The sequence below is a fragment of the Halonatronomonas betaini genome (assembly GCF_015666175.1).
In the GTDB taxonomy this organism is placed as follows: Bacteria; Bacillota; Halanaerobiia; order Halanaerobiales; family Halarsenatibacteraceae; genus Halonatronomonas; species Halonatronomonas betaini.
Genome location: NZ_JADPIE010000005.1, coordinates 126,182 through 143,955 on the forward strand (window position 1 = coordinate 126,182; position 17,774 = coordinate 143,955).

At 34.8% G+C, this 17,774-nt stretch carries 20 protein-coding genes and 1 riboswitch; of the genes, 4 read left to right on the top strand and 16 right to left on the bottom strand.

Annotation, left to right across the window (positions count from 1 at the left end; all coding sequences use genetic code 11):
* Nucleotides 1–9 precede the first annotated feature (9 nt).
* The 6 genes from nikB to I0Q91_RS09930 all read right to left on the bottom strand — a co-directional run bounded on the left by nikB (nt 10) and on the right by I0Q91_RS09930 (nt 6,487).
* The gene (gene nikB / locus I0Q91_RS09905; RefSeq protein ID WP_270454352.1) at nt 10–930 is read right to left on the bottom strand and encodes a nickel ABC transporter permease; all 921 of its coding nucleotides are present in this window, start codon (nt 928–930) and stop codon (nt 10–12) included.
* Nucleotides 931–998: 68 nt separating this feature from the next.
* On the bottom strand, nt 999–2,552 hold the full coding sequence (locus I0Q91_RS09910; protein WP_270454353.1) for an ABC transporter substrate-binding protein: 1,554 nt from the start codon (nt 2,550–2,552) through the stop codon (nt 999–1,001).
* 90 nt (nt 2,553–2,642) lie between these two features.
* On the bottom strand, nt 2,643–3,422 hold the full coding sequence (locus I0Q91_RS09915; RefSeq protein ID WP_270454354.1) for an HAD family hydrolase: 780 nt from the start codon (nt 3,420–3,422) through the stop codon (nt 2,643–2,645).
* Nucleotides 3,423–3,551: 129 nt separating this feature from the next.
* Nucleotides 3,552–4,448, bottom strand: coding sequence for an N-acetylmuramic acid 6-phosphate etherase (murQ, locus tag I0Q91_RS09920; RefSeq protein ID WP_270454355.1), 897 nt, complete (start codon nt 4,446–4,448; stop codon nt 3,552–3,554).
* A gap of 190 nt (nt 4,449–4,638) precedes the next feature.
* Nucleotides 4,639–5,628, bottom strand: coding sequence for a GTPase (locus I0Q91_RS09925; protein ID WP_270454356.1), 990 nt, complete (start codon nt 5,626–5,628; stop codon nt 4,639–4,641).
* Between the two features lie 514 nt (nt 5,629–6,142).
* Nucleotides 6,143–6,487, bottom strand: coding sequence for a hypothetical protein (locus I0Q91_RS09930; RefSeq protein WP_270454358.1), 345 nt, complete (start codon nt 6,485–6,487; stop codon nt 6,143–6,145).
* Nucleotides 6,488–6,680: 193 nt separating this feature from the next.
* Between I0Q91_RS09930 and I0Q91_RS09935 the strand changes: the two genes are divergently transcribed.
* Both I0Q91_RS09935 and I0Q91_RS09940 read left to right on the top strand, forming a co-directional pair.
* Nucleotides 6,681–7,370, top strand: coding sequence for an HD-GYP domain-containing protein (locus I0Q91_RS09935; RefSeq protein WP_270454359.1), 690 nt, complete (start codon nt 6,681–6,683; stop codon nt 7,368–7,370).
* The gene (locus tag I0Q91_RS09940; RefSeq protein WP_270454360.1) at nt 7,345–7,956 is read left to right on the top strand and encodes a hypothetical protein; all 612 of its coding nucleotides are present in this window, start codon (nt 7,345–7,347) and stop codon (nt 7,954–7,956) included. Before I0Q91_RS09935 ends, I0Q91_RS09940 begins: the two co-directional genes overlap by 26 nt.
* A 4-nt stretch (nt 7,957–7,960) precedes the next feature.
* On the opposite strand, the gene I0Q91_RS09945 is transcribed toward I0Q91_RS09940, so the two are convergent.
* Nucleotides 7,961–8,785 carry a CPBP family intramembrane metalloprotease gene (locus tag I0Q91_RS09945; RefSeq protein ID WP_270454361.1) on the bottom strand — a complete coding sequence of 275 codons (825 nt, stop codon included), beginning with the start codon at nt 8,783–8,785 and terminating at the stop codon, nt 7,961–7,963.
* 115 nt (nt 8,786–8,900) lie between these two features.
* Nucleotides 8,901–9,476 carry an ECF transporter S component gene (locus I0Q91_RS09950; protein ID WP_270454362.1) on the bottom strand — a complete coding sequence of 192 codons (576 nt, stop codon included), beginning with the start codon at nt 9,474–9,476 and terminating at the stop codon, nt 8,901–8,903.
* A 52-nt stretch (nt 9,477–9,528) separates the two neighbouring features.
* A riboswitch (FMN riboswitch) is annotated at nt 9,529–9,647 on the bottom strand.
* A 142-nt stretch (nt 9,648–9,789) separates the two neighbouring features.
* On the opposite strand from I0Q91_RS09950, the gene I0Q91_RS09955 reads away from it, so the two are divergent.
* Nucleotides 9,790–10,272, top strand: coding sequence for a hypothetical protein (locus I0Q91_RS09955; RefSeq protein ID WP_270454363.1), 483 nt, complete (start codon nt 9,790–9,792; stop codon nt 10,270–10,272).
* A gap of 1 nt (nt 10,273) precedes the next feature.
* A complete protein-coding gene (locus tag I0Q91_RS09960; protein ID WP_270454364.1) occupies nt 10,274–10,807 on the top strand; it encodes a permease in 534 nt (177 codons plus the stop codon).
* Between the two features lies 1 nt (nt 10,808).
* On the opposite strand, the gene I0Q91_RS09965 is transcribed toward I0Q91_RS09960, so the two are convergent.
* From I0Q91_RS09965 to atpE, 8 genes are all read right to left on the bottom strand, one after another.
* Nucleotides 10,809–11,675 (bottom strand): DUF1028 domain-containing protein, encoded by an 867-nt coding sequence (locus tag I0Q91_RS09965; RefSeq protein WP_270454365.1) that lies wholly within the window; start codon nt 11,673–11,675, stop codon nt 10,809–10,811.
* Between the two features lie 210 nt (nt 11,676–11,885).
* Nucleotides 11,886–12,302, bottom strand: a complete 417-nt coding sequence (locus tag I0Q91_RS09970) for a F0F1 ATP synthase subunit epsilon (RefSeq protein ID WP_270454366.1) — start codon at nt 12,300–12,302, stop codon at nt 11,886–11,888.
* Nucleotides 12,303–12,304: 2 nt separating this feature from the next.
* A complete protein-coding gene (atpD, locus tag I0Q91_RS09975; protein WP_270454369.1) occupies nt 12,305–13,720 on the bottom strand; it encodes a F0F1 ATP synthase subunit beta in 1,416 nt (471 codons plus the stop codon).
* A 54-nt stretch (nt 13,721–13,774) separates the two neighbouring features.
* Nucleotides 13,775–14,680, bottom strand: coding sequence for an ATP synthase F1 subunit gamma (atpG, locus tag I0Q91_RS09980; protein WP_270454370.1), 906 nt, complete (start codon nt 14,678–14,680; stop codon nt 13,775–13,777).
* A 32-nt stretch (nt 14,681–14,712) separates the two neighbouring features.
* Nucleotides 14,713–16,287: a F0F1 ATP synthase subunit alpha gene (gene atpA / locus I0Q91_RS09985; protein WP_270454371.1), complete on the bottom strand. Its 1,575-nt coding sequence runs from the start codon at nt 16,285–16,287 to the stop codon at nt 14,713–14,715.
* Between the two features lies 1 nt (nt 16,288).
* Nucleotides 16,289–16,852 (bottom strand): ATP synthase F1 subunit delta, encoded by a 564-nt coding sequence (gene atpH / locus I0Q91_RS09990; protein ID WP_270454372.1) that lies wholly within the window; start codon nt 16,850–16,852, stop codon nt 16,289–16,291.
* Nucleotides 16,849–17,349: a F0F1 ATP synthase subunit B gene (atpF, locus tag I0Q91_RS09995; protein WP_270454373.1), complete on the bottom strand. Its 501-nt coding sequence runs from the start codon at nt 17,347–17,349 to the stop codon at nt 16,849–16,851. Before atpF ends, atpH begins: the two co-directional genes overlap by 4 nt.
* Nucleotides 17,350–17,481: 132 nt before the next feature.
* Complete coding sequence (gene atpE, locus I0Q91_RS10000; RefSeq protein WP_270454374.1) at nt 17,482–17,745, bottom strand: ATP synthase F0 subunit C; 264 nt, start codon at nt 17,743–17,745, stop codon at nt 17,482–17,484.
* Between the last annotated feature and the right edge of the window lie 29 nt (nt 17,746–17,774).

Here is a 17,774-nt window from a genome sequence, read left to right on the forward strand (position 1 = left end):
TCACTCCTTTTAATCATAACGGATCTGGGGATCAATGAACCCATAAACCAGATCTATAATTAGATTTGCTATTAAAACTGTTACTGCCACTAATAAAACTGATGCCTGAACTACTAAATAGTCCCGTCTAAAAATTGAATCAACCATTAAACGTCCCAGACCTGGTCTTGCAAAAACAATCTCAGTTATAACTGAGCCACTTAATATAAAGCCTAATCTCAGACCAATGATTGTTAAGACCGGTAATATTGCATTTTTAAGGGCATGTTTAAAAGTGACGGTTCTCTCCATTAAACCTTTAGCTCTAGCAGTTCTAATGTAATCTTTATTTATAACTTCTAACATACTGGATCGGATAAGCCTGGTAGCCAGTGCAGCTCCAGCAGTACCAACAGTAATCGCTGGCAAAACCAAATGTCTCCAGGTGCCAACACCTGTAGCTGGTAGAACTCTAAACCTTAGCGCAAAGACTAACATTAACATCATACCTAACCAGAAATTAGGCATTGAAATACCTATTAGAGCAAAAACCATACTGAAATCATCTATAAATGTATTTCTTTTTATTGCAGATATAATTCCTGCAGGAAATGCAATCAAATAAGAAACAATGAAACCAGCTAAACTCAAATTAATTGTAAAACCAACCCTGGCTTTTATAAGGTTAATTACTGGTTCATTATAATGTATTGAGCGACCAAAATTACCTTGTAGAGAATTCCTAACAAAATTAAAGTACTGAATATGTATCGGATCATTTAATCCAAGGTTGTCACGCATGACTTCAATTTGTGCTGGCTGAGCAAAATCTCCAAGCATTATTTGTACAGGATCGCCTGGTGTAAGATGCATCAAAGAAAAAACAATTAAAGATACACCCAATAAGATAGGTATCATTAATAAAATTCTTCTAATAATATACTTGGACATGGTTGACCTCCTAAAAAAGTGGGGAGGATTAACCTCCCCTATTCTTAATATATTCTTATCGAAAAACTTTAATCTACAATTCTAACATTTTTTAACTGTTTTAATATAGTTACTGGATAAGGAGCAGCCTCAAATCCTTCAAGGTGATCTCTGTAAGCATAAGAATCTTCTTCTGAATATAAGAAAATCATTGGAAGATCTTCTGTTAGGACCTCATAAAGATCATGATAAATAGCCTTTCTTTCTTCTTCATCTACCTCTTCTCTTCCCTGAATTAATAACTCATCAGCTTTTTCATTTGAGTAATACATTCTATTTGAACCACCCTGTGGAGGAGTCATATCAGAATGGAAAAACCAATATGCATCAGGATCAATAATTCCATACCATCCTAATAAATATATTTCAGCATCTCCTTCTACAACATCATCGTAAAATGTACCCCATTCTAATAATTCAATTTCAACATCAATTCCAACAGAACTCATCATCTGTTGCATGATTTGAGCAAGTTCTTGCCGGCCTTCACTTGTTTTTATAGTAACAGTTTCTCCATCATAATCACCTTCAGCCAGCATCTCTTGAGCTCTATCCATATCATATTCATATTGATTTATCGCTGTACTATCAGAAAATTCTTCTACCCATGGATGACTCCCTGGAAGAGGTACATGAGTTCTTGTGCCATGAAAATGTTCAGCAATACTGTCTTTATCTAAAGAATAAGCTATCGCTTTTCTTAAATATTTATTATCTACTGGTTTATTTGTCACATTAAAACCAATATAATTATAATTTGTTCCAGCAATAGAAGCAAGATTAATTGAGTCATCATCTTCTATAATTGGAAGGTCATCCTCGCTGACTGACATTAATACATCAAGAACACCAGTCTCTAGTTCAATCACAGCAGCTGCACTTTCAGGAATAATTCTATACTCTACACTATCAATATTTGGACGACCTTCAAAATAATCATCATTGGCAACTAATACAGTCTTCTCATCGATTTCTCTTGATTCAAACATAAATGGACCAGTACCAACTGGATTAGCTTCAAAATCATCTTTATTGTTTTCTGCTAGATGCTTTGGAACTATTCCTGTATTCATGTTAACCAGAAATGGTGCGTGCGGCGCTTCCAATTGAAAAGATATTGTATATTCATCAATAATCTCGATACCTTCAACTGAATCTGTTTCCCCTTCATTAAATTCTTCAGCACCAATAATATTTAAGTAATTACCAGCTTTTGGAGAGCTTTTATCTGGGTCAAGCATTGATTCATAAGTGTATTTAACATCTTCCGCAGTTAGTTCAGTACCATCATGAAAATATACACCTTCTTTTAAATGAAAAACATATTCAGAATCTGATGGCATTTCAAACTCTGCTAAGTCTGGCTGATATTCCAAATTTTTATCTAATTTCAAAAGACCATTAAAAATCTGAGATGATACATACATACCACTTGCAGTTGTTACATACCTTGGGTCTAAAGCATTACCATCTGAACCCATCCCTATTACAATACTATCTTCTTCTCCATTCTCGGCAAAAGCAACCATCGATGACGTTAATACTACTGCTAAAATTAAAATAAAAATCACTGATTTTCTCATTAACTATTACCTCCTATATTTTTCTTTAATTTAATCTACTTAACTATTAGTATTTAGGGATTTCACCTCCTTGGAATAATAAGTCTATTTTTATTTTAATATCGGGAATACTTCATCTAATGATTTAACCAAATAATCTGGATAAATCAAATCTTCTTCATATTCCCATTTATTTAATGAAAGCTCTTTATCGAGCTTATCATTTATTAGCTCTTTAGCAATTTTGGATTTTGTTCTTTCAGAAGGTGAAAGGCTTAATAAATCTTCTGATAATTCTCTGAAAACTAAAATTGAAGTCGCAGATAATTTATTGGCTCCATAAACATCCATTAAAGGAGAATCACCAATATGAATCCAGTTATCAGTTTCTGTTAATTGAGATTTAAAGATCTTACTTTGAGGTTTAACCGCCTGAGCTCTATCAGTCGTTATGATCTCAGAAAAATATTCATCTATACCAAGAGCTTCTAAGACAGGGTATTGATATTTATAATACCCATTTGTCACTACATAAAGCTCTATATTAGCTTCTTGCAGTTTATTAAGAAGCTCTTTTCCATCCTGATAAAGATGAATATAAGGTTTTTTAAGATACTTTTTTATCAATTTAGAAATATCAATTTGACCAGGAACTCTTAAATCATTTGCTACTGTCTGAATAATATCATCCCAGTCATAGGCAGTATATAAATGAGCTTTAATTCTCTTTCTGAATTCATATTTAATATTTTTCCAAATTATTTCTTCTTTTATTAATTGATCATGATGATTTTCATACTGTCTTTTTAATTCACTTTTTATATAAGGAAATAAACCTTTACTAAAAGGATTTTCCATAAGAACACCGTCTAAATCAAAGCTTATAATCATTATTCTAACTCCTTAAATTTCAAGATTGACTAAAGCTTGTTGCAATTTTTTAATTAATATCATAATATATATTTTAATAATAAATTTTAGTTTTTGAAAATAAAATACATTAATCTTACATGAACCAGCTCATCCAATTATACTGCGTAAATCTCCTTGACTCTCATCCAATAAATTTTTTGCTTCTGCCAGATCACACCCCCTCTTTATCATTATGATTGCTTCTTTTACCTGATAATCTGCAGCTTTTAAAATTTCATCAGCTTCTTTATTATCTATACCGGTAATTTCAGTAACAATTCCTCTGGCCCTCTCTCTTAATTTGGCATTGGTCGCTTTTAAATCCACCATTAAATTATTATAAACTTTGCCCAGTCGAATCATTACTGTTGTTGATATTGTATTAAGGATCATCTTCTGAGCTGTTCCTGCTTTCAGGCGGGTAGAGCCTGTCAAAACTTCAGGCCCAACAACAGCCCTGATTTTATGATCAACATTTTCAGCCAGCTCTGAATTATAATTACAAACCACCGCTCCAGTTAAAGCACCTAATTTTCTGGCAGTTTTTACAGCGCCAATAACATATGGCGTACTTCCACTGGCCGCAATCCCAATCACTGTATCCAATTCATTAACATTATGTTCTTTTATAGCCTCTTTTCCTTTAGCCTGGCTATCCTCTATACCTTCTTTTGCTCTAAACATTGCATCTTCGCCACCAGCTAAAATCCCAACAACTCTGCCTGGTTCCAGACTAAAAGTTGGAACACATTCAACAGCATCTATGATACCCAGACGGCCACTGGTACCTGCCCCAACATATATAATTCTTCCACCTTTGCGCATCCTGGGCACTATAGCCTCTACTAACCCTGTTATCTCTGGAATAGTTTCTGCCACCGAGTGAGCAACAGTTGCGTCTTCTTCATTAATCAGTTTGATTATTTCAGATGTCGATTTAGTATCAAGCTCCTCGCTGGCCGGGTTTCTTGTTTCAGTAATCTTCATATTCAGATTGTCATTCATTTAAAATACCTCCATTAAAATCTCGTCTAATATACATATTCTACACCAGAATAAAAAATCCTTTTTTTATTTTCATAATTTAATAAAAATATTTTATTATTAGTTTAAACCCATTACTAATACCTAAAATAAAAAAGCTGTCAGGCAATTAATCGGCCCAACAGTCTTTAGATATAATCAATATTAAACTTTATTTCTCAGAATGGAGCTCTACAATATCTTCATCCTCAAGCACAAAATCCTGAGCAACAGGCTGACCAGGAAATCTTGAAGAACCCCAGACACAGGCTTTTTTAAGATTTTCAGCAAAATCTTTATGAACCGCCCTGGCAAACTCAATTAAAGTAGTGCCCCGGGGCATTACAAAGGGACTATCCTTATCAGGCTCCCGTCCAGGCGCTTTACTATATATTCTGATTACGCCCAGTTGATTAAAAAATAGTTCAGGCAATCTCTCAACCCCTTTATCTTCAGGAACTGACACCAGCTCAAATTCAATCTCAGGATAAAATTCTTTTATTACATCAAGATTATCCTCTGCATCAGAATGGTCTATACCTGTAGCTATAAAAATTATATCCTCCCTGGTAAATGCTTTAACTCCCTCTGGAATATCTTCTGGCTCCCGCATTATTCTCTTAGACTTAAGAAATTCTATTGCTCCATCAAGCTGCTCAAGACATTTTGAAGATGCTAAAGATATTAAAACTACTGGAAGATCAGCTCTCTGAATTGCGCTGATCATTGGCCCAGGAACATCTTCAGGCACCAGTGGCGGTGTATCAATAACCTGTATCTGAATATTTTCATATGGAACCATCCCGGCAACAGGCAGTGATGTTGAAAATGGATAATTTGCCACAGTCACTTTAGCATTACTTAAAGCTCCAAGCAATGATGATTTACCGGTGTTTGGATACCCGAGCAAAATTAACTGACCTGCTCCTTCCGGGTCAATTTTATAGGGATTATAAGTTGATTTACTCTCTGATTTCTTTTCTTTCTCATCTTTTAGTTTTGATATCCTCTTTTTCAAATCTGCCTGCAACTTTTCTGTACCCTTATGTTTAGGCATTATAGCTAGCATTTCATTTAATGCTGCTATTTTTTCTCCAGGGGTTGAAGCTGAACGATATTCCTCCTCGGCCTCATAATACTGAGGAGGTAAATTAGCTGGCATAAAAAACACCTCCAATTAATATATCTTAATCTCATAAATTAACTACTTTAATAATTTATATTATTCCACCTTAAACCTCTATTTATTAACCTCTATTAATATAATTAAACGAAATATCCTAAAAACCTCCTTACAAATATAAAAGATGTGAAAAATTTAAAGAATTAAACGTCTAAAAAAAGGATTTTCAAGATTTATAATGAATTATAATAGTGGCCGGGTATCAATATTGAGTTTATATACATTTTTAAGATTAGCTTATAGCAAAACGAGCTTAGCCTACCTTCGTCAGATCTCTTAGCTTAGAGATATACAACACGAAGGGGGTTAATACTAATGAAAAAATTATATATAGCTATTACAACCGCTATGATCGTATTCGGTAGTGCCGTTCAGGTACTAGCTGATACAACTCACTGGGGCTAAATATAAATAAATTTACCCGGCCATTCTATATTGAAAGCGAGGTTTATTATATTATGAATAAAAAGGTTAAAATATATTTATCTTTTATTTATATATTTACTGCTATTCTAATAATTTCATTAGCTTTTAAAGAACAAGATATTCCAAATATATATAACTTATTGTTATTTGCAGTTTTATTTTTCATTTCCCATAATGCCAGCATATTTTTAATGTCTGGTCCAAAAATATTTACATCAATTAAACTTCCAATAATTTTGCCTGGAATAGCAATAATTGGGCCATTTTGGATAGGCTTATTATCTTTAGTTTTTTTAACTGAAATCAAAAATAATAAAAGATTCATTTGGTATAAATCTTTATTTAATAGATTCAATATATTTATTTCAATAATAATTTCTGGAGAAGTTTTTTTAATAACCGAAACATTCATCAATTCAGATTTTGTTTTTATAAGCTTTTTGTTTGCTGCTATAGCTTATTATTTAGTTAATAATATTTTAGTTTACATAGTATTAAAACTCTCTAAAGACACGAGTCCAGAGAGTATAATAAAATATTTTTCTTTATTAATTAAAAATGTATTTGTTTCATATGCTTTTGCAATTATATTATATACTGGTTACTTGAATTTTGGTAGTATATTTTTATTTCTTTCACTAATATTAATTTACATAATTAAAGACTTCTTCTATTCTAAACTCCAGCAGATGAATACTGTTACCCAGGTAGTTGAAAGTTTCCTTAAAGTAATTGACTCTAAAGATGATTATACAGAGGGACACTGCGAAAGGGTCTCTGAATATGCAGGTATCCTCTGTCGAAAAGCCGGTTTAAAACATGATCAGATAGAAAAAATAGTTAATATGGCAAAAATCCATGATATCGGTAAGATAAGTGTCCCTGATGAAATCTTAAAAAGTTCAGGTAGTTTAACAGATAAAGAATATGCAGAAATGAAAAAACATAGCCAGTATGGTTATGAGATTTTAGAGGATCTGGATATATTCAAAGAGGATTTAGATATCATTAAACATCATCACGAGAGATATGACGGTAATGGATATCCTGATGGTTTATCCGGTAAAGAAATCCCTGTTGGCTCAAGGATTCTTGCTATTTGCGATGCCTATGATGTTATGTCTACAGGTAGAGTTTATAAACCTGCCTTAACTAAAAAAGAAATTATAGCAGAATTCGAAAAATATTCAGGCAAACAATTTGATCCTGATTATGCTGAAATGATGATTGAATTAATAATAGAAGAGCAAATTGGAGGGATAATGACAGATGAAAAAGTTAAAAAAGCAAATTGAATCTATCGATGGAGTTATTTCCTGCAGATTAACTGGCGAAGATAACCTTGATGAGGTCCATATTATATCAGATGATACAAGGATGCCCAAAAGAATAGTCAGGGATATAGAAACTATTGTGTTAGTTGAAACCGGCGAGGAGTTAAATCATAAAAAAATCAGTATTGCTTCACTTAATAATTATAGTGACAGTAACAATGAAAGAGCGATAGAATTAATTAGTGTTTATCATGAAAATAATAGACCTATCTGCAATTACAAATTCAAAATCGGCAATGAAATGAAAAATGAATCTATTGAAGGCTCAAATGTCGAAGGGATTGCCTGGTTATCAGCTAAAGGAATGATAGAGGTCATAGAAAAGTATGAATTAATTAATGGCAATATTCAGATGGAAAACGTCTGTCTGACAGGCAAAGATGGCAATGCCGTCTTGGTTGAACTTCAGATCTTTTTAGGCAGAAATTTTCAGAGTGGCCAGAAATTATTAGGGGCTGTTTATATCAACAATAACCTTCCCCTTGCAGCGGCAAAAGCAGCACTTAAAGCCTTAAATAGACAGATTAATTATTCTGAACAATTGTAATCGGCTACCTTTCTAAAGCATCTCTTTTAATTAAAAAGATAACAAATATTAAATATAGCGCCATCAGAAAATAGTTGCCACCCTCAGGAAACTGAAATACCTCCTCAGTAAAATAATATGTAAAATTAAATAAAATAACTGCCAGCAAACTTCTGCCTGTCCTATTATAAATCCAGGTAAGCATAATTGCAAGAATTAAGATATTTAACTGATAAAACCAGAATTGCATAGAAATGATCGACATTGCAGAATGGCTTGTGCCTTCTATTAAATACAAAGGAAGACGCCAGATAATCATCGCCAGCCCAACTATAAGCCCTGATTTAACTGCTGACCATCCAGACTGGAGTTCATATAGGGCAATACCTCTCCAGGCCAGCTCTTCATATATTGCAGGAATTAACAACAACAGAATAAAAACTGGACCAAAATTAAACAAGCTATCAAATGATATCTGGGACAGATAGGATATCTCATTATTTAATACAAGGTTGCTAAACCCGGCTGTAATGAAATTAAATATAAATGGAAATATTATAATAAACACAGCCCATTTGATCGAAAATTTTCTGCTGGTAAATAACTCTTTTTGAATTCTATTTCTGCTCCTGGAGCTATAATTTACAAAAATAAATATTAAAGCAGCAGCTATTAGCAAAAACCTCCCTAACAAATAAGAGCCCATTACAAAATTACTCTCCACCATTGACTCCTGACTGAGAGCTCCTGGCAACCAACCCAACCAGCTTAAAACAATAGCCAGCCTGATAAAACCCATCCCCCGCTTTAGACCAATTGCATTTTGATTGAACTGGTTATTTCCATTCACAATTACAACCTCCAATTTCAATAGTTATTATATCTATAATTCACTATTAATTGAATTTATCCTGCAAAAAACCTCTGCTAAATCTGGCAGAGGTTATATTAGTTAATATTGCAATTTAATTTGATCTGTTACGGGCCAGACCGACACCTGGATTTTCATTACTGATAAATGAAACAAAGGGCTTATAAATTAATACTGTTAAAACTCCATTTAACCCACCTTTAAGCAGATTAAATGGTATTATTGATGGAACAATCATGCCCCTCACCACATCTGACGGTATCCCCCAAAAATGGACAGTAAAAAATAAGTTAGCAGGTATCATGACAATAGTCATTGCAATCACTCCAAGTGCCAGGCCTAAAATACCTCCTGCATATGTTCTGTGATGCTTATATATCAGCCCGGCTACTATAGCCAGTGTTCCACTGGAAATCACATGCATAATAAATCCAACCCAGCCACTGGCCGAGCTAACAGTTACAGCCTGCAGAAAGGCCACAACCACAGCAACAAAGAAACCTGATACCGGGCCATATAAAAAGGCGGCCATCAAAATTGGAACATCAGCCGGTTCATATTCTAAAAAAGGTGCCGATGGTATTATTGGAAAACGGATAATTGATAATAATATTACCCCTAATGCTGCAAGAACAGCAAGTCTAACCATTTTTTGAGTCGATGAATTCATATTAAAATTTCCTCCTAAAAATAAATAATCCCTGGATTATATCCCAGGGTTCAATAACCTTCTCCTATCCGGACTATACCGTCGGTTCTGGAATTACACCAGATCTGCTTTTTAAAAAAGCTCGTGGACTTTACCACCGGTCAGGAATTACACCCTGCCCTGAAGATTTATATTCAATTCTAATACCTACTTTATCATTGCCGATCTATTTTGTCAAGAAATTTGTAATCCAGTTTACATACATACCCCTACAGGGGTATTATAATGTAATTAGACTACCCTCAAGGGGTATCTACAAAAGGAGGAAAAATCAATGCAAGCATTATACGTAATTATGGCTATATTATTAATAATTTCATTCTTTTTTGACAGAGAAAAAACAATAAAATCTATTAACAGAGGCAAAAATAAGTTTATGAAAATCCTGCCAGGCTATTTAAAATTACTGGTTATCATCTCACTGGTATTACTATTTTCTGAAGATTTAATAGTCGAATATTTAGGTAATCAAAATATTATTCTCGGTAGTATAATGGGCTTAATCATCGGTTCAATAACAATGATGCCAGGCTTTATAGCCTATCCTCTGGCCGGAGTTCTATTATCAAGAGGAGTTAGCTTTATGGTTATTGCAGCATTTGTAACCACTTTAAAAATGGTTGGTATTGTAACCTATCCAGTAGAAAAAGAATATATGGGGGCCAAAGCTACAATTTATAGAAATATTGCAAGTTTAATCATTGCAGCTATTATAACAATATCTATGGGCTTATTTTATGGAGAGGTGTTATTCTAAAATGAAAAAGAAAAAAACTAACAATACATCTAATTATATTATTTTTGGAGCTTTCATTGGATTTCTTATCATTTCAAGAATTATCAATTTCGAACTTGGCATTGAAATGGGAGAAAATTTCTGGATTTTCGCCAGAGATATGATTCTAATCCTGCCACCGGCATTTGTAATTATTGGTTTATTTGAAATCTGGGTAGATAGAGAAACCATTGAGAATAACTTTGGAGAATCTTCTGGAATTAAAAAGCATATCTATGCAATCCTGTTAGCAGCTACAACTGTCGGCGGAACATTTGTTGCCTTTCCTGTTGCTAATTCACTTTATCATAAAGGGGCAGATTATAGTTCAATATTCACCTATATAACATCAGCCTCATTAGTTATGATTCCAATGAGTATTATGGAAGCTTCAATACTTGGATTGCAATTCACATTAATAAGAATTGGCATATCTCTACCCCTTGTTGTTATCAGCTCAATAATATTAGCATCATTATTTCAGCAATACCATTATCACTTACCAAGCGATGTTTAGTTTAAACTCTGCTTCTTAAATATTCAAGTATATCTAAAGGCATAGTCCTGCCTTCAGGAATTCTTTCTTCAAAGTTTTCCCTGGAATAAAAACTATTAAGAGCTTTTTCAAAATCCTGGTTAAATTCACCATCAACAGGTCCATCATATAAACCAAAGTCCACCAATAATTCCTGAACTTCAATCAATTGCTGGCCCTTTAGCTCGACATGATCCACATCACTTTCTAGAAAATATAAGTAGAAAAGATCCAATAAGCCGGCCAGCTTTTCTATTGGTTCAGGATGATCATCAACCCTTAAATCAATATATTTGTCAGTTAATCCACCATAACCGCCATTCTCCTTATATACAAGCAGAGCTGCTGCCTGCTGGCCTCTTGAATCTCCTCCAGCCGCCTGACCTGCCTCTAAAGCTTTTAATAATCTATCAGCAAGGCGACCCTCCGTTTTTTCAAAGGTCTTTGCCATCTCTTCAACTGTTTCTTTATTAACTAGAATATTACCCTGAACTGCAAAATTTTCTCCAGTTAAACCTCCGGCCCAATCAAGACATTCATCACCAGTAAAATTTGCTGACCGGCCCTTAATATCAACTATACCTAATTGCCGGTGTCTGGAACCATCATCCTGTTCAGTTAAAATTTCAATGACCTCTGATGGTGAATGACCCTTTTCCAGTAATTCTATTCCATCCGGTCCATAGGCTGGATTAGCAAGAGCCTGTGTTGCAATCGCTCCAACCCCGGCTTTAATATATGGTACAATAGCACCTGCAGCTAAAAATTTAGACTGTACCGCAACTCCAAGTTCTTCTGTCTCTGGATCAAACCCAATAATTGAAAATGTAGAAGTCTTTTTAGTTTTCATTAGTCTTCACCTCTATTTAGGAATTTTAAATTATAACCTCTTTGCAGCTAAAGTCCAGTTTCGATCCACCTTTGATACGCTATCCCTCCTACATCAACTCTACACCAACACTACTATAATGGTATTAAAGTCGATTATCAGTAATACTAATTTATGTTTTAAAAATGAAAGACTAACTGCAGCTTTAAATACAGTTAGTCCCTTAATTTTTTAATCAAATCTATTTGATTTTGATTTAGCCGCATTAATCCTGCTCACAGCCCTATCTAAAGCAGCCTCAGCACGGGCCTGGTCAAGTTTAGATTTTTCTTCTCTTAACCTTCTTTCAGCACGTTCTTTAGCCTTTTCTGCTCTTTGCAGATCGATTTCCTCAGGCAATTCTGCTGTTCTAACAATTAAATTAATTTTATCAGGTTTAACTTCTAAAAACCCATCACTGATAGGTATCGGAATTTCTTTATCATCTTTTTTTACCCTGACAACAGAATTTTCCAGAGCAGTCACAAGAGGTGTATGGCCTGGCATAATACCAATATTTCCATCAATAGCTCTTGCTATTAGCATATCTATTTCATTACTATATACAACTCTTCTAGGAGTCGTTATATCCAATTGAACTTTAGCCATAATTAATCACCGGCTTCCAGTTTTTTCGCTTTCTCGACAACCTCGTCAATTCCACCAACCATATAGAAGGCTTCTTCAGGCTTATCATCATGTTTACCATCCAGTATCTCTTTGAAGCCCTTAATAGTTTCTTCTAGTGGAACATATTTACCAGGAACATTGGTAAACTGCTCAGCAACAAAGAATGGCTGAGATAAGAACCTCTCAAGCCTTCTTGCTCTATTTACAACAACCTTATCCTCTTCAGATAATTCTTCCATACCAAGAATAGCTATTATATCCTGAAGATCATTATACTGCTGTAAAATTTCCTGTACCTGTCTTGCAACATCATAGTGTTCCTGGCCAATTATTCTCGGCTCCAGGATCTGAGATGTTGAATCAAGGGGATCAACAGCTGGATAAATACCTTTCTCTGAAATTGAACGGGATAAAACAGTTGTTGAATCTAAATGAGCAAAGGTTGTTGCAGGAGCAGGGTCAGTTAAGTCATCTGCCGGAACATAAATAGCCTGAACAGATGTAATTGAGCCTTTCTTAGTTGAAGTAATCCTCTCCTGTAAAGCACCGACATCTTGAGCTAAAGTTGGCTGATAACCTACCTCTGAGGGCATTCTGCCTAATAGCGCAGAAACCTCCTGACCTGCCTGGATGAAACGGAATATGTTATCAATGAAAAGCAGAACATCCTGACCTTCCTGATCTCTGAAATATTCAGCCATTGTCAGACCAGTTAGACCAACTCTCATTCTAGCTCCTGGTGGCTCATTCATCTGACCAAATACCAGGGCAACTTTATCCAAAATATCAGCTTCCTGGAATTCACGATAAAGATCATTACCTTCTCTAGTTCTTTCACCTACACCAGAGAATACTGAATAACCGCCATGCTCAATAGCAATATTATTAATTAATTCCTGAATTAATACTGTTTTACCTACACCAGCACCACCAAATAGTCCAACTTTACCACCTCTTGAATAAGGGGCCAGCAGATCAATAACTTTTATTCCTGTTTCAAATACTTCTGTACTGGTAGCCTGTTGGTCATATGCTGGTGGATCTCTATGAATTGGATGATTCTCAACAGCATCTACTTCACCCTGTTCATCAATAGTTTCACCTAAAACATTAAAGATTCTACCTAAAACTTCATCTCCAACTGGAACAGTAATTGGTGCATCCTGGTCAATTGACTTCATCCCCCGGACAAGCCCTTCCGTTGAATCCATCGCAACTGCACGAACCCTATTATCTCCGAGTTGCTGCATAACTTCACAGGTTAAATCTATATCCTTTTCTTCATCTATAATTTTAACTGCATTATAGATATTAGGTAATTTTCCAGGTGGAAATTCCATATCTACAACCGGTCCAATAACCTGAATTACCTTGCCGGTATCATTCTGATTACTCACGCTAAATTCCTCCTTTGTTACAACTAAAAATAAATTTTCTATTTTTGATCAAAATTATTTAAGCGCTTCTGCTCCACTTACTATTTCGTTAATCTCTTTTGTAATAGCTGACTGTCTTGCTCTATTATATGACAGAGTCAGATCATCTATCATCTCTGTAGCATTTTCAGTTGCAGAGTCCATAGCTGTCATTCTAGCTCCAAACTCACTAGCTTTTGATTCTAGTAATGCAGCAAAAATAATATTATTTAAATACTGAGGTAATAATTCATCTAAAACTTCCTGGGTTGATGGCTCATATAAATAATCAACCTGGCGATCTTTTTCAATTTTCTCTCCTTCATTGTTTTCCTCAGCAACTGTTTTCATTTCGCCCCGTTTTCCTGGAGGTATAACAGGCAATAAGGGGAGTTCATAAACAGTTTGATTTAATGGAGAATCAAAGTGGGTATATATTAACCTAACCTCGTTGATTTCCTCTTCCATGTAGGGATTTAAAATATCATCAGTAATTGAGCGGGCAAACCAGAAATCTGGATAATCATCAATATTAACATATTTAGTTAGTATATCCTGATCACTTCTTAAAAAATGCTTATACCCCTTTTTCCCAATTGGAATTATAGGGCCTGGATTCTTCGAAAGTGAACGATCAGCCTGTTTTAGCACTCTTGAATTATAAGCACCACATAAACCTCTATCTCCAGTTACAACAATATATAAGGCCAAATCTTTAGCAGAATCTGGAGCTTTCAAAAGAGGATGGTCTTCTGTTTCCTCAGTATTTTTAACAATATCTTCTAATATTTCACGGGTCCGATTAAAAAATGGTCTGGCTGATTCTGCTTTATCTTGAGCATTACGCAATTTAGCAGCTGCAACCATTTTCATCGCCCTGGTAATCTTCTTAGTGTTTTCAACACTACTTATGCGTCTTTTAATATCGCGCATCGATTCCATAACTTACTCACCTCTATTCTCTAACTCAATAATTAACCTGCTAATTCATCATCTGACTCTTCAATCTCATCAACATCGCCTACAATGCTTTCTTCTTTAATTGAGAAAGTTTCAGCAAATTCAGCAATAACCTCTTTTAACTTCTCCTCAATTTCATCTGTCATCTTACCTACCTCAACAATATCATCAAGAAGATCGTTATAACTTGAGCGGCAATAAGATAATAATTCTTTCTCGAAACGACGGATATTACTTACTGGAATATCATCTAAATAACCATTGGTTACAGCATATATTATAACTACCTGTTCAGCAACAGGCATCGGTTGATTTTCATTCTGCTTAAGAACTTCTACAATTCTTTCACCCCGGGCCAGTCGTCTCTGTGTAGATTGATCAAGATCTGATCCGAACTGAGAGAAGGCCTCTAATTCACGATACTGTGATAAATCAAGTCTTAAAGTACCAGCAACTTGTTTCATAGCTTTTATCTGAGCATCTCCACCTACACGAGATACTGAAATACCAACATTGATAGCCGGGCGTACACCTGAGAAGAACAACTCACTCTCAAGATATATCTGACCATCAGTAATTGAGATTACATTAGTCGGTATAAATGCTGAAACATCACCTGCCTGAGTTTCAATTATCGGCAGAGCAGTTAAAGAACCTCCACCATAATCAGGATTCAATTTAGCAGCTCTTTCTAATAGACGTGAATGTAGATAAAAGACATCTCCAGGATAAGCTTCGCGGCCTGGTGGTCTCCTTAATAATAGAGACATTGCTCGATAAGAATCAGCATGTTTGGATAAATCATCATAAACCACCAATACATCTTTACCTTGATCATACATAAAGTGTTCTCCCATAGCGCAGCCTGCATAAGGAGCTATGTAGCGCAGAGGTGCCGGTTCACTAGCAGTAGCAGATACAATAATTGTATAATCCATTGCACCTTCCCTGGCAAGCCTTTCTCTAAGTCTGGCGACATTAGATGCTTTCTGCCCAATTGACACATAAACACAAATTACATCGTTATCACGTTGATTTATAATTGTATCAACAGCAATAGCAGTCTTACCAGTCTGACGATCACCTATTATCAATTCGCGCTGGCCACGACCAATTGGAATCATTGAATCAATAGCTTTCAAACCAGTCTGTAATGGAACTTTAACAGGTTCACGGGTGATAACTCCTGGCGCTTTAAATTCAGTTGGCCGAGTCTTTTCAGTATCTATTTTACCTTTGCCATCTATTGGCTGACCTAATGAATTAACAACCCGTCCGAGCATATTTTCACCAACTGGAACTTCAATAACTTTTCCAGTTCTCTTTACTTCATCGCCTTCCTGGATTTTTCTCTCGTCACCAAGAATAACAATACCTACATTATCCTCTTCAAGATTTAAAGCCATACCATAAACTTCATTCGGAAACTCAACAAGTTCCATAGACATACAATCTTCTAGACCATAAACATGTGCTATACCATCACCGACATCTAAAACTGTTCCAACCCCGGTAGTTTTTAAATCACTACCATAATTTTCAATTTCATTCTTTATAATTGAACTGATTTCTTCCGGTCTGAGTTTCATTTCATTCCACCCCTAACTTGCTAACAGGTATTTGTTCTAATCTTTTTTGTAAATTTTCCAGTTCTGCTTTAATACTTCCATCAACCACTTTATCGCCTATCTTTATTCTAATACCACCGATTAAATCTTTATCTATTTCTGTATTTAATTCAACCTTATAATCTAATATATTAGCTAGTTTAATTCTGATCTGCTCAATTAAATCATCTGGCAATTCAATTGCTGCCTTAAGTTCTACCTCTAAAATTTTACTAAATTCTTTTAATCTTAACTCATAATCTCTGGCAATTGCATTTAAAGAGGTTATTCTTCTTTTGTCAATTAGTAGCTGACAAAATTGAGCAGTAAGTTCTGATATTTCATCTCCCATGATTTTAAAAAACACTTCTTTTTTCTTTTCAGATTCAATCCTGGGATGATAAAGCAGGTTCTTAAAATCTGATGATTCTTTTATAGTATCCCTTAAAAGTTGAAGATCGTTATTTACTTCTTCTATTTTTTCTTTTTCAGAGGCTAACTCAAATATTGCTTGCCCATACTTCCTGGCAATCTCATTCTCTATCATCCGACTTCACCTAGCCCTGAATCTTCTATATCTTTTAGATATTTATTCACTAATTCAATATGATCCTTCTCATCCAATTCTTCAGATAGGAACTTGCTTGCAACTTTCAATGAAAGACCGGCAACTTCCTGTCTTAGATCATCTACTGCTTCAGATTTAGCCTGTTCAATCTCAGCAAGATTCTTATCTTTAATCCTCTGGGCTTCTTCTTCGGCTGCTTCAATTATCTCTTCAGCTCTTTTATCACCCTGAGATTCAGCTTCTTCGATTATCTCCTGAGACTTTTTCCTTGCCTTTTTCAATTCAGCTTCTCTTTCTTCTTTTAATTTACGAGCTTTTTCTTTCTGTTCTCTAGCCTCTTTAAGATCATTTTTGATTTTAGATGACCTTTTATCTAACATTTCAGTTATAGGACCAAACAGAAATCTTTTTAATAGATACAATAACACCAGGAAATTAACTACTTCCCAGAGCATTGTTATATTAATATCTACCAACTCATGCTCACCTCCTGATTAATTTAAGCATAATATACTGGACTGGCTGACAGTATTTTGATTATATAATATATTATTATTATAAATGCATAGCCGGCCGCTATGGACCGGCTTATATTAATTAAATATTAGTTAGACAGCAATTGTAAAGATTAATACAATCGCAATAACCAGTGAGTAGATACCGGTTGATTCAGCAACTGCCTGACCTAAGAGCATTGTAGTAATTATATTACCTCTTGCTTCCGGCTGACGTGCAACTGATTCTACAGCTTTACCTGCAGCATAACCCTGACCAATACCAGGACCAATACCTGCAATCATTGCAAATCCAGCACCTAATAATGCAGCAGCTGTAATTATAGTATCAATAACTTCTGGAGAAAACTCAACCATTTTTAATTACCTCCTTTCTGGATATCAAA